Raw genomic sequence first — 15,078 nt, forward strand, 5'->3', positions numbered from 1 at the left:
TGCACCCACGGTCCCGTATACCGTAGCGCCGCTCCGGCGGGTGCGGCGATACGGCGGGCGGTCGCCTCCGCATCCCGCGGACCACGGTGAACCCGCGCGCTTCCGAGCGGACCGACACTGAACCCGCCTGACCACGGCGTGTCAGACGTACTCGAGGAGGCGCTCCAGCGGCTGGGGAACCCGGTCGAGGTCCAGGTGGGCGACCAGTGCCTGCGCGTAGAGCGCCTTGCGGCCGCTGTGCGTGCCCATGAAGCGTCGCAGTTGGTGTTCCACGGGCCGTTCCCGCTGCGCCGGCTGGCCCTGGAAGATGTGGAAGGGGCGCGTCTCGCCCTGGGCCTCGATGACTTGCTGCACGCCGTCGGCGCCATGGGCGCGGATCAGCTCGTCCTCCAGGTCGGCGACGCACACGTGGAACCCGAGTGTCTCCAGTCCGGCGTGCGTAAGACCGGACCCGAGCCCGACCCGCTCCAGATGACGCCGGAAGTGCCGTTCTTCGCCGATGTCGCAGAGGCCGGCCAGCGGAAGGCCGAGCCCCGGAGGTCCGCACACGTCCAGGAAGCGCCCGATGCTCGTCGCACCTCCCAGTGGTACTACCGCGACGCCTTCCCCATCGAGGTCGCGGCCGTAGCGCGTGGCCAGCGTTTCGAGCGCGGCCTGATCGCTGCTCCCCTCGACGAGCACGACCGTCCGCACACCGTCGGCCAACTCCTGCGCCACCGCGGCTGCCGCGCCCGCCCCCGCTCCGCCGGCCGCCCACGCGACCACCGCCAGGCGGAATCGCCTCAACTCGTCCACGAGACCTCGCTTCCAGACGCCACGCCATCCTGGCACGGCCGAGATCCCGTACGCATGCACGTTTTTCTTCGGCACGTTTCTCTTCGGCACGTTTCTCTTCGGCACGCGCTCAGGCGCGGACCACTCCGGCGGCCCCCGTGGCCCCGCCCTAACCCATACTCTTGGCGCCGTCCAGCGACTCTCGGATGATGTCGGCGTGGCCGGCGTGCTGAGCGGTCTCGCCGATGAGGTGCATCAGCACCCGGCGGGCCGACCACTGCGCGCCCGGTTCGAACCACGGAGCCTTCGGCAGCGGCCACGCGGTGTCCAGGTCGGGCAGAGTGGCTACGAGGTCGTCGGTCCGGCGGGCCACCTCCGCGTAGTCGGCGAGTACGCCGACCAGCGTCTCACCGGGCAGCAGCCGGAACTCGTCCGCCCGGCGGGCCCAGTCGGTCTCGGTCATCGCCGTGAAGTCCCCCATTGCCGAGGGCCCGTTCAGAATGAATTCCACCCAGTTGCGCTCGACCGCGGTGACGTGCTTGATCAGGCCGCCCAGGCACAACTCGCTCGCGGTGGTCCGCAGCCCGGCCTGCTCGTCGGTGAGGTCACGGGTGGTGAAGCGCAGGAAGTGCCGGTGCTTGGCCAGCGCGTCGAGCCACTCGGCGCGCTCACCGGTGACAGCCGGATTCCCGGCCGGGTCGGGGATGGTCGGCTCGTTGTCGGTCATGGTCGCCGCCTTTCGGTGTTTTCGTGTTCCGTCGGTCAGGACCACGCTAAAAAACGTTGAGGTCAGGATCTGTCCGCAACAATTACTGACCCCGTGCGCCGGGCCCGTAAACGGTGGGGTGGACGCGCGCCGTCCATGTCCGGGACATGGGTCGGACAGCGCTGTGACCAGCTGGGACCGTCGCCGGGCTGTCCCGGACGGGGTTTTCCGTTCCCACCGGCGTGGCGTAGCGGCACGCTCTGGTCAGGCGAGTCGCAGCGAGTGGAGCAACGTGAAGCAGTGAAGCGAAGCGACGTGAAGCGACTCGAGTCGGACCGAATCCATGGGGTGGGACATGACGAACGTGACAGGTATCAAGGCCAAGCTGACCGCCGTGGGCGCCTGTGCCCTGGGGGCGGTGGCGCTCGCTGCCGGGCCGGCTTCCGCTGCGGAGTGGGAGGTCGACTACGCGGGGTCCGCGAGTGGGGGAAGCAGCTGGGAGTGCGTGTACGACTCGTCCAGAGCCGATGCCTGCTTCGGTGACGTCGGCGAGTGGTTCGCCATCCGGGACAAGGCGAGCAACAACCTGCCGGTCGCGATTCAGTGGGAGTTCTACCTCTGGGGGATCCCGGAGCGGCAGGGCGTGATCTACTCGACCGCCGGGGTGAGCGCCGGCTGGCAGTACAAGAACAAGTCCTTCCCCGAGTCGGCGGACACCAACGGGGACACCTTCGTCAAGTTCCGCGCGTGCGAGGCGCAGGGTTCCGGTGACACCCGTACGCTCGTGTCCTGCTCTTCGTGGAAGTACTCGACGACCTGACGGACCAGGAGGCGGGCATGGCGGCAAGCTCGCGGGTGAGGGCGGACGGTAACGGTAGTCTCGCGCACCGGCTCATCGCGGATCACCTCGTGGAGGGCGTGCTGGAGCCGGGGAGTGAGGTCGCGCTGCGCATCGACCAGACCCTGACGCAGGACGCCACCGGCACCCTGGTGATGCAGGAGCTGGAGGCCATCGGGCTGGACCGGGTCCGTACCGAGGTCAGCGTGCAGTATGTCGACCACAACATCCTGCAGACCGACGGCCGCAACGCCGAGGACCACGCCTTCCTCCGCTCCGCCGCCCGCCGCTTCGGGATCTGGTACTCCAAACCCGGCAACGGCGTCTCGCACCCGGTCCACATGCAGCACTTCGGGGTTCCGGGGAAGTCGCTGGCCGGGTCCGATTCGCACACCTGTGCTGCGGGTGCGCTGGGCATGCTCGGCATCGGTACCGGCGGGCTGGAGGTCGCGCTCGCGATGGCCGGTCGGCCGTTGCGTCTCACGATGCCGGAGATCTGGGGCGTACGGCTGACCGGCACCCTGCCGCAGTGGGTGAGTGCCAAGGACGTGATCCTGGAGATGCTGCGGCGGCACGGCGTCAAAGGCGCGGTGAACCGGGTGATCGAGTACCACGGGCCCGGGCTCGCCTGCCTGAGCGCCATGGACCGCCATGTAATCGCCAACATGGGGGCGGAGCTGGGGGCGACCGCGACCGTGTTCCCGTCCGACGAGGCGGTACGGGAGTTCCTGCGCAGCGAGGGGCGCGAGGACGCCTACCGGCCGCTGGCCGCCGAGCCGGACGCCCGCTACGACCGGACGGACGAGATCGACCTCGGCACTCTCGAACCGCTGATCGCCCGCCCCACCTCGCCGGGCAACGTCGTCCCCGTACGAGAGGTCGCCGGCCAGCCCGTCCACCAGGCCGTCATCGGCTCCTCCGCCAATCCCGGCCTGCGCGACTTCGCGGTTGCCGCGGCCATGGCCAAGGGACGGCAGACCGCCCCCGGGGTCAGCTTCGACGTCAATCCCACTTCCCGCGAAACGCTGCAGGACCTCACCCGCTCCGGGGCCGTACTGGACCTCATCGCCGCCGGCGCCCGTATCCACCAGGCCGGCTGCCTGGGCTGTATCGGCATGGGCCAGGCCCCCGCGGCCGGCCGGAACTCGCTGCGTACCTTCCCGCGCAACTTCCCCGGACGCTCCGGTACCGAGGACGACAGGATCTGGCTGTGCTCACCGGAGACGGCCACTGCCTCCGCATTGACCGGAGTGATCACCGATCCTCGCGACTGGGCTGCCGACACCGACACGGGCCACTCCACCATCCGCCCCACTGAGCTGCCGGTCCTCCGCCAGGGTCCCGTCAACACCGCCATGCTCGAGCCGCCCCTGCCCCCGCGGGAAGCGTGCGAAGTGCAATTGGAACGCGGGCCGGGGATCTCCGCCCTGCCCGACCTCGACCCGCTGCCCGACACCCTGCGCGCACCGGTACTGCTCAAGGCCGGTGACGATGTCTCCACCGACGAGATCTCCCCCGCCGGTGCCAAGGCCCTGCCCTTCCGGTCCGACATCCCGCGCCTCGCCGACTTCACCTTCACCCGTATCGATCCGGAGTATCCGCAGCGGGCGGCAGCCCATCGCGACAGTGCGCGAGGGGATGCGGAGAGCGGCGGGCATGTGGTCGTCGCCGGCGACAACTACGGGCAGGGGTCCTCCCGGGAACATGCTGCTCTGACGCCCCGTTACCTGGGCCTGCGCGCGGTGATCGCGAAGTCCTACGCCCGTATCCACTGGCAGAACCTCGCCAACTTCGGCGTGCTCCCACTGGAGTTCCAGGATCCGGCGGACTACGACCGCATCCAGCAGGACGACGAACTGCGGATGGAGAAGCTGCACACCGCGCTCGCTCCCGACGCCACCACCGATGCCACTGATGCCACTGATGCCACTGATGCCACTGATGCCACTGATGCCACCGAGCCGACGCTTGTCGTGACCAATGTGACGCGGCAGGAGGAGTACCGAGTACGGCACCGTCTCCCGGCCGGGCGCCGCCGGACCGTGCTCGCCGGCGGTGTGATCCCCGCCCTCGCGGCGGAGGAGTCCGGCCATGAGGACCATCCCGAGCCCGACCCCGGACCCGCCTCCGGACCCGGTTCTCGTACCTAGCGGCCCCTACACGGCTCGGCTCACACCCTCCGCACGCTCACCCCCGCCGCCACCAGCGCATCGGTCTCCTCCTCCGCCGCGTCCTCGTCCGTCACGACGACATGCACCGAAGTTGCCGGAGCGACCAGAGCCAGCGCCGTACGGGTCAGCTTCGGCGCCTCCGCCACCGCGATGACCCGGCGGGACGAGGCGATCGCCGCACGCTTGACCGCCGCGTCGTCCAAGTCGTACGCGGTCAGGCCGTGCGCCGCGCTCAGCCCGCAGCAGCCGATCACCGCCGTATCGAAACGCAACGCCGACAGCGACGCCTCCGTCAAAGGCCCGGTCAGCGCCAGCTCCCCCGGCCTGGGGCGGCCGCCGGGGACGAGCAGCGTCAGCTGCGGCGCGCCGGTCAGTGCGTTCACCGCGTGCAGGGACAGCGGCAGTACGGTCAGCCGACGGCCCGCCACCGCGCGGGCCACCTCCAGACAGGTCGTACCGCTGTCCAGGACGACGGACTCGCCGTCGGCGAGCAGGCCGGCGACCTCGGCGGCGATGCGCCGCTTGACCGTGAGCCCCTCCTGCGCCCGCAGCGCGAACGGCGGTTCCTCGCCACGCAGCAGGAGGCTGCGCGCCCCGCCCCGGTAACGCTCCAGTACGCCCTGACCGGCCAGCACCTCCAGGTCGCGGCGCACCGTCATCTCCGACGCGCCGGTCAGGGCGGCCAGCTCGGCGACGCCGATGCTTCCCGCCTCGCGTACGGCCTCGGTGATCATCCTCAGCCGATCTGTACTCGCTGTCGTTGCCACATCCCGATAGAACAGCAATCGTGTGCGTAATTCAACCTTACGAACACGTCTTCTGTTCGCTATGTTCGCGGGATGGAGAGATCTCTGCGGCACGGCCGACTGGCCACGTTTGCCTACTTCGCTCTGAACGGCTTCGTCCTGGGCATGTGGGTGGTCCACATCCCCGCCGTCGAACACCGCGCGGGAATCAGTCACGCGGTACTGGGCTGGCTCCTGCTCCTGCTCGGGCTCGGCGCCTTCGCCGGCATGCAGCTCGCGGGACCGCTCACCGACCGCATCGGCGCCCGTACCGTCGTGCCGCTCAGCGCGGCCCTGTGCAGTGCGGCCGTCGTCCTGCCCGGCCTCGCCACGAACGTCTGGGCACTCGGCGCGGCCCTGCTGCTGCTCGGTTTCGGCAACGGCTGCCTGGACGTGAGCATGAACGCCCACGCCGTCCAGGTCGAGCGAGCCTACGGACGCCCTGTCATGTCCGCCTTCCACGCCACCTTCTCCATCGGCGGCGTCCTCGCGGCGCTGGTCGGAGCCCGTACGCTCAGCTGGGGGTGGAGCCCCGCCGCGACGCTCGGCGCGGTGGCCGTCCTCGGACTCGCCGTCGCCGCACCGGCCGCGGGCGGGCTACTGCGGTCCGTGCGTACGGCTCCTGATACGAAGGAGATCTCCGAGGGTACGGAGGCCGGGCGCCGCAGCCGTACCCCCCGCCGCATCTGGCTCCTCGCCGCCCTCGCCCTGATGCTCATGCTCTGCGAAGGGGTGGCCAACGACTGGAGCGTGCTGCATCTCCGGGATGTACTGGACGCGCCGCCGGCCACCGCGGCGCTCGCGTACGGCGCCTTCTCCACCACCATGACCGTCGGCCGGCTGCTCGCCGACCGCGTGGCGGGCCGGTTCGGGGCGGTGGCCGTCCTGCGTTACGGCGCCGCGCTGGCCGCGCTCGGTATTGCGGTGGCGGCGCTCTCCCCCTGGATCCCGCTCGCCCTGGCGGGCTGGGCCGTCTTCGGAGCCGGCCTCTCCGGCTGCATCCCGCAGCTGTTCAGCGCCGCGGGCCACGCCGACCAGGACGCGGCCGGCGTCAACGTCTCCCGCGTCGCCGGCCTCGGCTACCTCGGCATGCTCGCCGGCCCGGCGGTCATCGGGCCGCTGACCCACCTCGCCCCGCTCAACCTCACCTTTTTCCTGCCCGTTGCCCTGTGCGCCATCGCCGCCTGCGCCGCAGCCGTACTGCGCACTCCGGGGCCGATGACGGTGAGCGGGACTGGGACTACTGCTTCGGCTCAGCGGCGGCCCGCTCCGCGTTCTTCTCCTTGATCCGGGCGGCTTCCTTCCGGACCTCGGCCTGCGTGGCGCGCTCCTTCTGCAGCCACTCGGGAAGCTCCTGCTTCAGCGCGTCGATCTGCTCCGTGGTGAGCGCCTCGGTGATCCCGCCGCGCGCGAGCCCCGAGATGGAGATGCCCAGCTTCGCCGCGACCACGGGCCGGGGGTGCGGGCCGTTGCGCCGCAGGTCCTGCAGCCACGCGGGCGGATCGGCCTGCAGCGCGTTCAGCTCGGCGCGCGAAACAACACCCTCCTGGAACTCGGCGGGGGTGGCGGGGAGGTACACACCCAGCTTCTTTGCCGCGGTGGCAGGCTTCATCGTCTGGGTGGTCTGGTGCGACGTCATGTGTCAAGGGTATCGATCGTGTGCACTGCCTTTGACCACGCCCGGTAACCTGGCCAGGTGACAGGCTCGGATGCATCCCCTTCGTTCCGGCTCGCTTATGTCCCAGGAGTGACACCCGCCAAATGGGTGCGGATCTGGAACGAGCGGCTGCCGGACACCCCGCTGACCCTGCTCCAGGTGCCCGCCGCCGAGGCGTACGACCTACTGCGGAGCGGCGACGCGGACGCGGGTTTCGTACGGCTGCCGGTCGACCGTACGTACTTCAGCGCGATCCCGCTCTACACCGAGACCACGGTGGTCGTGATCCCGAAGGACCACCTGATCGCGGCGGCGGACGAGATCTCCGTCGAGGATCTCGCCGACGAGGTCGTACTGCATCCGCTCGATGACACCCTCGACTGGGAGAGCCTGCCGGGAGAGCCCGCGTTCGAGCGCCCCGCCACGACGGCGGACGCCATCGAGCTGGTGGCGGCGGGCATCGGTGTCCTCGTCGTCCCGCAGTCGCTCGCCCGTCTCCACCACCGCCGGGACCTCACGTACCGGCCGGTCACGGACGCTCCCGTGTCGGCCGTGGCGCTGTCGTGGCCGGAGGAGCGGACCACCGACCAGGTGGAGGACTTCATCGGGATCGTCCGCGGGCGGACGGTCAACAGCACGCGAGGGCGCGCCTCCGCCCCGGCCGCGGCCCCCGCCGACGCGCGGCGGAAGCCGGCGGCCGGCAAGTCGGCGGGCAAACCGGCCGGTAAGTCGGCCGGCAAGAGCCCCCGAAGTGGTTCCGGCCGCCCCCAGGGCGCCGGCGGCCCGAAGCGGGCCGGTGGCGCCAAGGGGGCCAAGCGCGGTAAGCCTCGCCGCCGGTCGTGACCTCGGTCCTGACCTCGGTCGTCACGCCGGGCGGGGGCTCGCGGGGCGGAAGACGCAGATCTGTACGCCGGTCGCCGCGGTCGTGGCGGAGACCAGCTCCAGCGGGCGGGCCTGCCCGTCTTCCGGGAAAAGCCGCTTGCCGCCGCCGAGGAGCACCGGCTCGATCAGCAGCCGGTACTCGTCGACCAGATCATTCTCGATCAGCGTGCGGGCGAGGCTCGGGCTGCCCATGACCTGCACGTCGCCGCCCTGCTTGGCACGCAGACCGGCGACGGTGTCGAGAAGGTCACCGGGACGCACCAGGTTCGAGTTGTGCCACGACAGGTCCGAGGCCGACAGGGTGCCCGAGACGACGTACTTGGTGATCTCGTTCATGCGGTCGGCGAAGGGGTCCCCGGCCCGTTCGGGCCAGGCCGCGGCCATGCCCTGCCAAGTGCGCCGCCCGAACAGCAGCGCCTCCGAGGCCGACAGGGCTTCGTCGATCACGGGGCCCATGCTCTCCGGGTCGAAGTACCGCATGGACCACCCGCCGTGCGCGAAACCGCCGTCGGTGTCCTCCTTCTCCCCGCCGGGGGCCTGGACGACGCCGTCCAGGCTCATGAAGTCACTCAGTACGATTCGCATTTCCCTGGCTCCTCGCAACTCCGCAGTGGATGGCGGGCGTCCGGTCGGCAGACCGCCAATGCGCCCGCCGCCGGCCGTCCTGGCCGGCGGTGGAACGACTGACGATTCGCCGGTCGGGTGCGCATGGGAAACACGCTAGCGGCGACCACTGACAACGCCCGGACAGCCGGGCCGGGCCGGGCTCCGGGCGGTACGGCCTACCGGGCGCCGGTAGGCCGTACCCCTCCGCTCACTGAGGGTCCGGAGCGCCGACACGGGTGGCGAGGCGGCGGCAGGCGCGGCTGATGAGGCGGGAGACGTGCATCTGCGACATGCCGAACTGTTCGGCTATCCGGCTCTGGGTCATGTCCCCGAAGAACCGCATGTAGAGGATCTGCCGGTCGCGCTCCGGCAGGGCCTCCAGTTCGGGCTTGACCGTCTGCCGGTCGATGACCAGGTCGAACCCGGCCTCGGTCTCCCCGAGCGTGTCCTGGAGGGAGTAACCGTCGTCGGCGCCGGCCAGTTCGGCGTCCAGGGAGAGCGTGCTGAAGCTCTCCAGGGCCTGGCTGCCGAGCCGGACCTCTTCCTCGGTCATCCCGGTGTGCTCGGCGATCTCCTGGTGGGAGGGCCCGTGCTCGTCCACGCTGCGGGTGAGCTCCTGCCGGGCGGTGCGTACCCGGTTACGCAGCTCCTGTACGCGGCGCGGGACGTGCACTCCCCACAGGTTGTCGCGGAAGTGGCGCTTGATCTCGCCGGTGATGGTGGGGATGGCGTAGCTCTCGAAGGCGGTTCCGTGTTCCGGGTCGTAACCGTTGACCGCCTTCACCAGGCCCAGGGCCGCGATCTGCTGCAGGTCTTCGACGGTCTCCCCGCGGTTGCGGAAGCGCAGCGCGAGGCGCTCGGCCATCGGCATCCAGGCGCAGACCAGTCGCTGCGAGAGGTCCTCGCGCTCGGGGCCGTCGGGCAGGCCGGCCAGGCGGCGGAAGTCGTCTTCCGTGTCCGGGGCGTCATGGTGCGAGTGACGTCCGCGACGGCGCGGGGCGGGGGCCGTATCGCGCTGCCGGCGGGTCCGGCGGGCGGGCTTGCCCGGCGGGCGAGTACGGGACGTCTCCCCGTGACGGCGGGCGGCGGCGCGCCGCGCCACGGTGGTCTCGGCCGCCGCCGACTCCTCCGCGGGGCGCGTGTCCTGGTCCTGTACCTCGTTCAGAACCTCGTTCTCGGGGACGTGCTTGGGCTCGTTCTCGGTGACCGTGGTCGTGGTCGTGGGGGGCGTGCTGAGCATGGTCCTGGCTCTCCCTGGTCCTCGACACTCTTCTTGCCGGGCCCGTGGGCGGAGCAGCGACCAGCAAGACGCGCCCGCCAGGAAGCCACTTCTCCCACGGGGCGTGCCTACAGTCCGAAGCACGTGATGTTCTGCCTGCCCGACCGCGCGGGCAGTAAACACATCCTCTCGGCCGCAGTCGGACGAGGCACTCCTCCCTGGGTGGGCGCAGCCGGACGAGCCCCCTCCCTGGGGAGGAGCGCAGTCGCCGAACAGACCTTGGAACTCAGGTAGCTGCCACGGTGTCCGGGGTGCGGGTGACGACTCGTATGCGTACCAGCGCGACGCCCAGTACGAGCAGGGACAGGACCAGCAGACAGACGGGGCGGAAAGCGACTGTTGAGAAGTTCAGGGCCGCGGCCAGGGCGACGCCCACGGGAGTGGCGATGATTCCGATGAGAGGGACGGCCAGGGCGATGGCCTTGACGGTCCGGCGGCGGTGCGGATCGGCGCTGTGACGCAGGACCGCGGAGACCGCAGCCAGTGAGCCTGCGTAGGCGGCCAGCGCACTCAAGAGGTACAGGGCGAGCATGACGGGCACGGACATGCCCAGCCAGATTTGCGATCCCGTGGGGCCGACGGAGACGGCCCGCACGGCCCAGTTGTCCAAGGGCGAGGCGGGCGCGAAGGCGAACTCGGCGAACCGCGACGTCGGGGCGAAGACGAAGAACAGAGCCATGAAGGCACCCGGCAGAGCGCCCAGAACGGTGGCGGCGATGACGCGCCCGACCCGCTTGCGAGAGCGGATCAGGCCGCGCTCGGCGGCCCACGTGCGTGCCAGGGCCGCTATGTCGCCGCCGACGTAGTCCTCGGCCGTGCGACCGTCGGCGGCGGCCGCCGCGAGGTCGGCACTCAGCTCCTCGGCCATCTCCTGCGCAGCCTGCTCCGGTACACCCAGCCGTCTCCAGACCCGACGTGCCTGCCCCACTGTGTCAAGCGCCATTGTCCCCACCCTCGTCTTTATTTCGATCTTGATTCTTGGTCCGGGCCCCGGTCCTGGTGCCGGTCCGGGTTCGACCCTGAGCCTGATCCCGTCGGGTCACCTGCGTCAGGCATGTGCGTCATGACGGCAGTACGCGTCCCACCCCGGCAGCGAAGTCGCCCCATTGCGCGGTCCATTCAGCGAGTTCACGCCGTCCGAGGTCGGTGAGGTGGTAGTAGGTACGCACCGGACCGCCCTCCCCCGGACGCCGTGTCACGTCCACCAGACCTCGCGAGCGCAACCGGGCCAAGGCCGGGTAGATCGAACCGCTGGCGACCTCCAGGCCCTGCTCGGCCAGACGCACCGTCATCTCATAGCCATAGGTCGGACGCTGTGCGATCACGGCGAGCAGGCACAGGTCCAGCACACCCCGCAACCATTGCTGCCGAAGCCCTTCGTTGACTGCCACGCTGAGTATCTTGCTGTACAAGTATGCTGCACAGCAAGTTAGTACGGAGAGTCGTCTGCCGGTGAGGCACCGGTGCGGCTTCCGATGTTCGGTAATCACCGGTTTTGGTGGCTGATAGGCGTCTAATCTGAGGGCTCGAGAGGCTCATGAGGTGTTCGTGGCCTCATGCGGCGCACTCATCCGTTGGTGGACGCCCTGCGCGGCGTCGAGACGAAAGCGGTGGTCCATGACGAGTACTCGAATATCCCGTGGGAGACGCGGGGCTGTTTACGCGGCGGCGGCCGGGCTGTTGTCGCCGCTGTTAGTGGTCGGGCTGCAGTCGGCGCCGGCGCATGCCGCCTCCGGCTCCTGGTGCGGCGGTCTGCAGGGGCCGTACCAGAAAGAGGCCGAGAGGTTCCTCGGGCGGAAGGCCGACGGCAGGCAGTCGGCCGGCGACTGCCGCGCGATCCGGGATTTCCAGCGGGGGCACGGCATTTATCCGCAGTACGGATACGCGGGGCCGGTCACCTGGAACGTGATGAAGCTCGTGAAGCAGCAGCGCGCCGCGGGGAAGAACCCCAACCGGGCGGGCAACTGCCCCGTGAACAAGGGCCGCATCGCGTGTGTGGACCTGACCCGGCAGATCAGCTGGATCCAGGACGGCCGCAAGCTCGTCAAGGGCCCCGTGCCGGTACGCACGGGGCGGAACAAGCACGAGACGCGCACCGGACTGCACCACGTCTACTGGCGCCACAAGGACCACGTCTCCTCGCTGTATGACGTGCCCATGCCGTACAGCCAGTTCTTCGACGGCGGCGAGGCGTTCCATGCCATCGACGGCAGCGTGTGGTCGGCACCGGGCTCGCACGGCTGCGTCAACATGCGGCCCGCGGACGCGAAGAGCTACTGGAAGCTGCTGAAGACCGGCGACGAGGTGTACGTATACGGGCGCAAGGCCGGCACCTGACGTTGTCCATCCGCCGTCCCCGTCCCGGTGTCGCCGGCCGGGGACGGCACGATGCGGTGGCTGATGTGACTAGTTGGCCGGCACCGTGCTGTCGGCCTCGCGGAGTCGCGTGAGGGTCGAGAGGGCGTCGTGCAGGGTGAGCGGATGCCGCATTCCCGGTTGCGGGGGCGCTGATGCCCAGCCGGGGCCGCAGAGCAGCATGGCGGGTTGGCGGCGGGCGCCCCTCACGCCCCACTGCGTGGTGGCCAGCTGCCGGGCGAGGGCCGGGCCGGCGGTGCCGCGTACCTGGGACCAGAGGACGATTGCCGGGGGCCCGGTGCGCCGTACTGCCGCGGCGAGTGCGTCGATCGGTACTGCCGCGCCGAACATACGGGTGGGCAGGCCGCGTTCGGAGAGCGCGGCGTTGAGCGCTTCGAGGGGCAGCGTGTGCTGCTCCTCCGGTACGCAGGCCAGCAGCAGCGGCGTGCCGTCCGTCGTCGGGGGTGCGGGGACACGGCGAAGCGCGGTGGAGACGTGCCAGGACAGCAGGTGTTCGGCCTCTACGTAGCGGTCGCTGGACGTGGTTTCCCATTTACGGCCGACGGCGTGCAGGGTCGGCACCATCACCTGGTCCCAGGCCGTGACCAGTCCGTGCGTGTCGACGAGGGCCGTCAGCCGGCGGGACATCGCCGGGGCGTCGAGTCGGGTCGCGGCGCGGATGAGGCCCCGGCACTCCAGACGCACGTCACCGGGGCGCAGGGCGCTGCACGAGGAGGCCGGGAGTGCGGTGGGCGCGGGCCGCTCCTCGTCGCGCTCGTCCCGCCGGCTCGCTGTCGTGGCCCATTTCCTGGCGGTACGGGCTGCCTCGGCCGGGGGTACGCCGGCGGACGTGAGGCGGCACATCTCCTCCAGTACGGCGACGTCCTGGGGTGTCCAGCGCCGGTGCTCTCCCTCGGGGCGCACGGCGGGGCCGAGGCCGTAACGCCGGTCCCAGGAGCGCAGGGTGGTGGGCGCGACACCGAGGCGCCTGGCGAGGGCGCCTGTCGTCATCGCGGTACCGGTACCGGGACCATCCGGCTGCCGGTCCGCGTGTCCTGTATGCCCGCGCTCCACGGATCGAGCATACGACGCACAAACGACGCGAGTTGCCGGAACGGAGGAAGGTTTTCACGATGGTGCCGCCTTTCCGCCGGGCCCTGCCAGGAGGCGCAGCCGTCATGCCCCATTCGCTCACCGACGAGGAGCTCATGCGCCGGCTCGCCGCGGGCAGCGAGGCGTGCCTGGCCCTCGCGTACCACCGCTGGCAGCCGCTGGTCCTCGGCCTGGCCCGGCGGGCGTTGGGCGACTCGCAGGAGGCCGAGGACGTCACCCAGCAGGTCTTCCTCGCCGTGTGGCGGGACCGGCACCGGTACCGGGCGAGCCGCGGGCCGGTCACCGGGTGGCTGACCGGGATCGCCCGGCACAAGATCGCGGACGCGCTGGCGGCACGCTCGCGCCGGGCCCGGCTGATCGTCGCGGCGGGCTCGGCCGCCCTCTCGCACGCCGACGAGACGACCGGGCGGCCGGACGAGGCACTCGACCGCGTACTGGTGAGCCGGGAGCTCGCCCGATTGCCGGAGCCGCAACAACAGGTGCTGCGCATGGCCTTCTACGACGACCTCACCCAGGCGCAGATCGCGGAACGCACCGGCTGGCCCCTCGGCACGGTCAAGAGCCACGCCCGGCGAGGACTGCACCAGTTGCGCCGCGGCCTGGAGCCGAGCCGGAACGGCGCTGCCGAACCGAAGAGCTGACCCGGCGGGCCGCAACGGTCGGGGACATCCCGCCGCCATACCCCATGCGGTCACGCAGATTTCACCTCCGGCGTCTACCCGCATAGACGGAAGCGGAGCACTATGAGTGCGCCACTCCCCCAGTTGCTCTTCTCGGAATACCGTCTTCCGTCTCGGAACGAGGAGCGTGTCATGCACATATCCGTTCGGCGTCGTGGCGTCCTCGCCACCAGTGTGGTGGCCGCCGCCACCGCCGCTTTGAGTCTCTTCAGCAGCGTCCCCGCACAGGCCGCGCTGCCCACTCCCGTAAGCGCCGCCACCGCCCGTTCGTATCTGGCTTCGCTCAGCGTCAGTGCCGAGCATTCGCGGGACGGGTACAGCCGCGATCTGTTCCCGCACTGGATCACCATCAGCGGGGCGTGCAACACCCGCGAGACGGTGCTCAAGCGCGATGGCACGAATGTCGTCACCGACTCCTCCTGTGCCGCGACCAGCGGCAGCTGGTACTCGCCCTACGACGGCGCCACGTGGTCGGCCGCCTCCGATGTCGACATCGACCACCTCGTGCCGCTCGCCGAGGCGTGGGACTCCGGCGCGTACGCCTGGACCACCGCCAAGCGGCAGAACCTGGCGAACGACCTCACGCGGCCGCAGCTGCTCGCCGTCACCGACAACGTCAACCAGGCCAAGGGCGACCAGGACCCCGCCACCTGGTGGCCTTCCCGCACCACCTACAAGTGCACCTACGCGCGGGCCTGGGTCCAGGTGAAGTACTACTACGGGCTGAGCGTCGACTCCGCCGAGAAGAGTGCGCTGTCGTCGGTACTCAACGGGTGCTGACGGCTCCGACGGCCGCTTGATCAGGGGCTGTCCCGGTCGGGCGTTCCGGCGGGCCGATGTCAGTGGTGCGGTTTACGGTGATCCCATGCCCGACTCCGATGACGTACGCCGGATCGCCCTCTCCCTGCCGGAGACGGTGGAGAAGGAAGCCTGGAGCATGCCCACCTTCCGGGTCGCCGGGAAGATGTACCTCACGCTCCCCGACGACGAGACCTCGTTCGCCGTGCGGTGCCCCGTGCTGGAGCGGGGGGAGCTGATAGCAGCGGAGCCGGAGAAGTTCTGGGTGCCGCCGCACGAGGCGGGTTCCGCCTGGGTGCGGGTGCGGCTGGCCGCGCTGGAGGACCTGGACGAGCTGCGGGACATCGTCGTGGACTCCTGGCGCCAGGCCGCACCGAGCCGTCTTCTGGACTGACGGGCTGCGGCTCCCCAACTCCCCCGGCAGAAAAGGCGGA

Annotated in this window: 17 protein-coding genes; 8 read left to right on the plus strand and 9 right to left on the minus strand. The window is 70.5% G+C overall.

Annotated features, from left to right (window positions below; translation table 11 throughout):
- Positions 1-141 precede the first annotated feature (141 nt).
- Together ACIGXO_RS00085 and ACIGXO_RS00090 are read right to left on the minus strand one after the other, a co-directional pair.
- Positions 142-795 (minus strand): TOPRIM nucleotidyl transferase/hydrolase domain-containing protein, encoded by a 654-nt coding sequence (locus tag ACIGXO_RS00085; protein ID WP_399779873.1) that lies wholly within the window; start codon positions 793-795, stop codon positions 142-144.
- A 148-nt stretch (positions 796-943) separates the two neighbouring features.
- On the minus strand, positions 944-1,501 hold the full coding sequence (locus tag ACIGXO_RS00090) for a DinB family protein (RefSeq protein WP_399778375.1): 558 nt from the start codon (positions 1,499-1,501) through the stop codon (positions 944-946).
- Positions 1,502-1,835: 334 nt separating this feature from the next.
- On the opposite strand from ACIGXO_RS00090, the gene ACIGXO_RS00095 reads away from it, so the two are divergent.
- Positions 1,836-2,300 carry a hypothetical protein gene (locus tag ACIGXO_RS00095; protein ID WP_399778378.1) on the plus strand — a complete coding sequence of 155 codons (465 nt, stop codon included), beginning with the start codon at positions 1,836-1,838 and terminating at the stop codon, positions 2,298-2,300.
- A gap of 17 nt (positions 2,301-2,317) precedes the next feature.
- Positions 2,318-4,468 (plus strand): aconitate hydratase, encoded by a 2,151-nt coding sequence (locus ACIGXO_RS00100; RefSeq protein WP_399779876.1) that lies wholly within the window; start codon positions 2,318-2,320, stop codon positions 4,466-4,468.
- Positions 4,469-4,488: 20 nt separating this feature from the next.
- On the opposite strand, the gene ACIGXO_RS00105 is transcribed toward ACIGXO_RS00100, so the two are convergent.
- On the minus strand, positions 4,489-5,223 hold the full coding sequence (locus ACIGXO_RS00105) for a DeoR/GlpR family DNA-binding transcription regulator (RefSeq protein WP_399778381.1): 735 nt from the start codon (positions 5,221-5,223) through the stop codon (positions 4,489-4,491).
- Between the two features lie 105 nt (positions 5,224-5,328).
- On the opposite strand from ACIGXO_RS00105, the gene ACIGXO_RS00110 reads away from it, so the two are divergent.
- Positions 5,329-6,561 carry an MFS transporter gene (locus tag ACIGXO_RS00110; RefSeq protein ID WP_399778384.1) on the plus strand — a complete coding sequence of 411 codons (1,233 nt, stop codon included), beginning with the start codon at positions 5,329-5,331 and terminating at the stop codon, positions 6,559-6,561.
- Here ACIGXO_RS00110 and ACIGXO_RS00115 read toward each other — a convergent pair.
- Positions 6,515-6,913 (minus strand): DUF5997 family protein, encoded by a 399-nt coding sequence (locus tag ACIGXO_RS00115; protein ID WP_399778387.1) that lies wholly within the window; start codon positions 6,911-6,913, stop codon positions 6,515-6,517. The two genes, ACIGXO_RS00110 and ACIGXO_RS00115, sit on opposite strands and share 47 nt — an antisense overlap.
- A gap of 57 nt (positions 6,914-6,970) precedes the next feature.
- On the opposite strand from ACIGXO_RS00115, the gene ACIGXO_RS00120 reads away from it, so the two are divergent.
- On the plus strand, positions 6,971-7,774 hold the full coding sequence (locus tag ACIGXO_RS00120; protein WP_399778390.1) for a LysR family transcriptional regulator substrate-binding protein: 804 nt from the start codon (positions 6,971-6,973) through the stop codon (positions 7,772-7,774).
- Between the two features lie 21 nt (positions 7,775-7,795).
- Here ACIGXO_RS00120 and ACIGXO_RS00125 read toward each other — a convergent pair whose 3' ends face one another.
- The 4 genes from ACIGXO_RS00125 to ACIGXO_RS00140 all read right to left on the minus strand — a co-directional run bounded on the left by ACIGXO_RS00125 (position 7,796) and on the right by ACIGXO_RS00140 (position 11,089).
- Positions 7,796-8,398 carry a dihydrofolate reductase family protein gene (locus ACIGXO_RS00125; RefSeq protein WP_399778393.1) on the minus strand — a complete coding sequence of 201 codons (603 nt, stop codon included), beginning with the start codon at positions 8,396-8,398 and terminating at the stop codon, positions 7,796-7,798.
- Between the two features lie 229 nt (positions 8,399-8,627).
- Positions 8,628-9,521 carry a SigB/SigF/SigG family RNA polymerase sigma factor gene (locus tag ACIGXO_RS00130; protein ID WP_399779879.1) on the minus strand — a complete coding sequence of 298 codons (894 nt, stop codon included), beginning with the start codon at positions 9,519-9,521 and terminating at the stop codon, positions 8,628-8,630.
- A gap of 403 nt (positions 9,522-9,924) precedes the next feature.
- Positions 9,925-10,641 carry a hypothetical protein gene (locus ACIGXO_RS00135; protein ID WP_399778395.1) on the minus strand — a complete coding sequence of 239 codons (717 nt, stop codon included), beginning with the start codon at positions 10,639-10,641 and terminating at the stop codon, positions 9,925-9,927.
- A gap of 118 nt (positions 10,642-10,759) precedes the next feature.
- The gene (locus ACIGXO_RS00140; protein ID WP_399778398.1) at positions 10,760-11,089 is read right to left on the minus strand and encodes a PadR family transcriptional regulator; all 330 of its coding nucleotides are present in this window, start codon (positions 11,087-11,089) and stop codon (positions 10,760-10,762) included.
- Between the two features lie 226 nt (positions 11,090-11,315).
- Between ACIGXO_RS00140 and ACIGXO_RS00145 the strand changes: the two genes are divergently transcribed.
- Positions 11,316-12,035, plus strand: coding sequence for a L,D-transpeptidase family protein (locus ACIGXO_RS00145; protein ID WP_399778401.1), 720 nt, complete (start codon positions 11,316-11,318; stop codon positions 12,033-12,035).
- 69 nt (positions 12,036-12,104) lie between these two features.
- Here the strand turns inward: ACIGXO_RS00145 and ACIGXO_RS00150 are convergent, their stop codons facing one another.
- The gene (locus ACIGXO_RS00150; protein ID WP_399778403.1) at positions 12,105-13,064 is read right to left on the minus strand and encodes a MerR family transcriptional regulator; all 960 of its coding nucleotides are present in this window, start codon (positions 13,062-13,064) and stop codon (positions 12,105-12,107) included.
- 167 nt (positions 13,065-13,231) lie between these two features.
- Here ACIGXO_RS00150 and ACIGXO_RS00155 point away from each other — a divergent pair, with 167 nt between their 5' ends.
- From ACIGXO_RS00155 to ACIGXO_RS00165, 3 genes are all read left to right on the plus strand, one after another.
- Complete coding sequence (locus ACIGXO_RS00155; protein WP_399778406.1) at positions 13,232-13,807, plus strand: RNA polymerase sigma factor; 576 nt, start codon at positions 13,232-13,234, stop codon at positions 13,805-13,807.
- A gap of 171 nt (positions 13,808-13,978) precedes the next feature.
- Positions 13,979-14,626, plus strand: coding sequence for a DUF1524 domain-containing protein (locus ACIGXO_RS00160; RefSeq protein ID WP_399778409.1), 648 nt, complete (start codon positions 13,979-13,981; stop codon positions 14,624-14,626).
- A gap of 85 nt (positions 14,627-14,711) precedes the next feature.
- Positions 14,712-15,038: an MmcQ/YjbR family DNA-binding protein gene (locus ACIGXO_RS00165; RefSeq protein WP_399778412.1), complete on the plus strand. Its 327-nt coding sequence runs from the start codon at positions 14,712-14,714 to the stop codon at positions 15,036-15,038.
- The last annotated feature ends 40 nt before the right edge of the window (positions 15,039-15,078 follow it).

This window comes from Streptomyces sp. NPDC053542 (genome assembly GCF_044544685.1).
Lineage (GTDB): Bacteria > Actinomycetota > Actinomycetes > Streptomycetales > Streptomycetaceae > Streptomyces.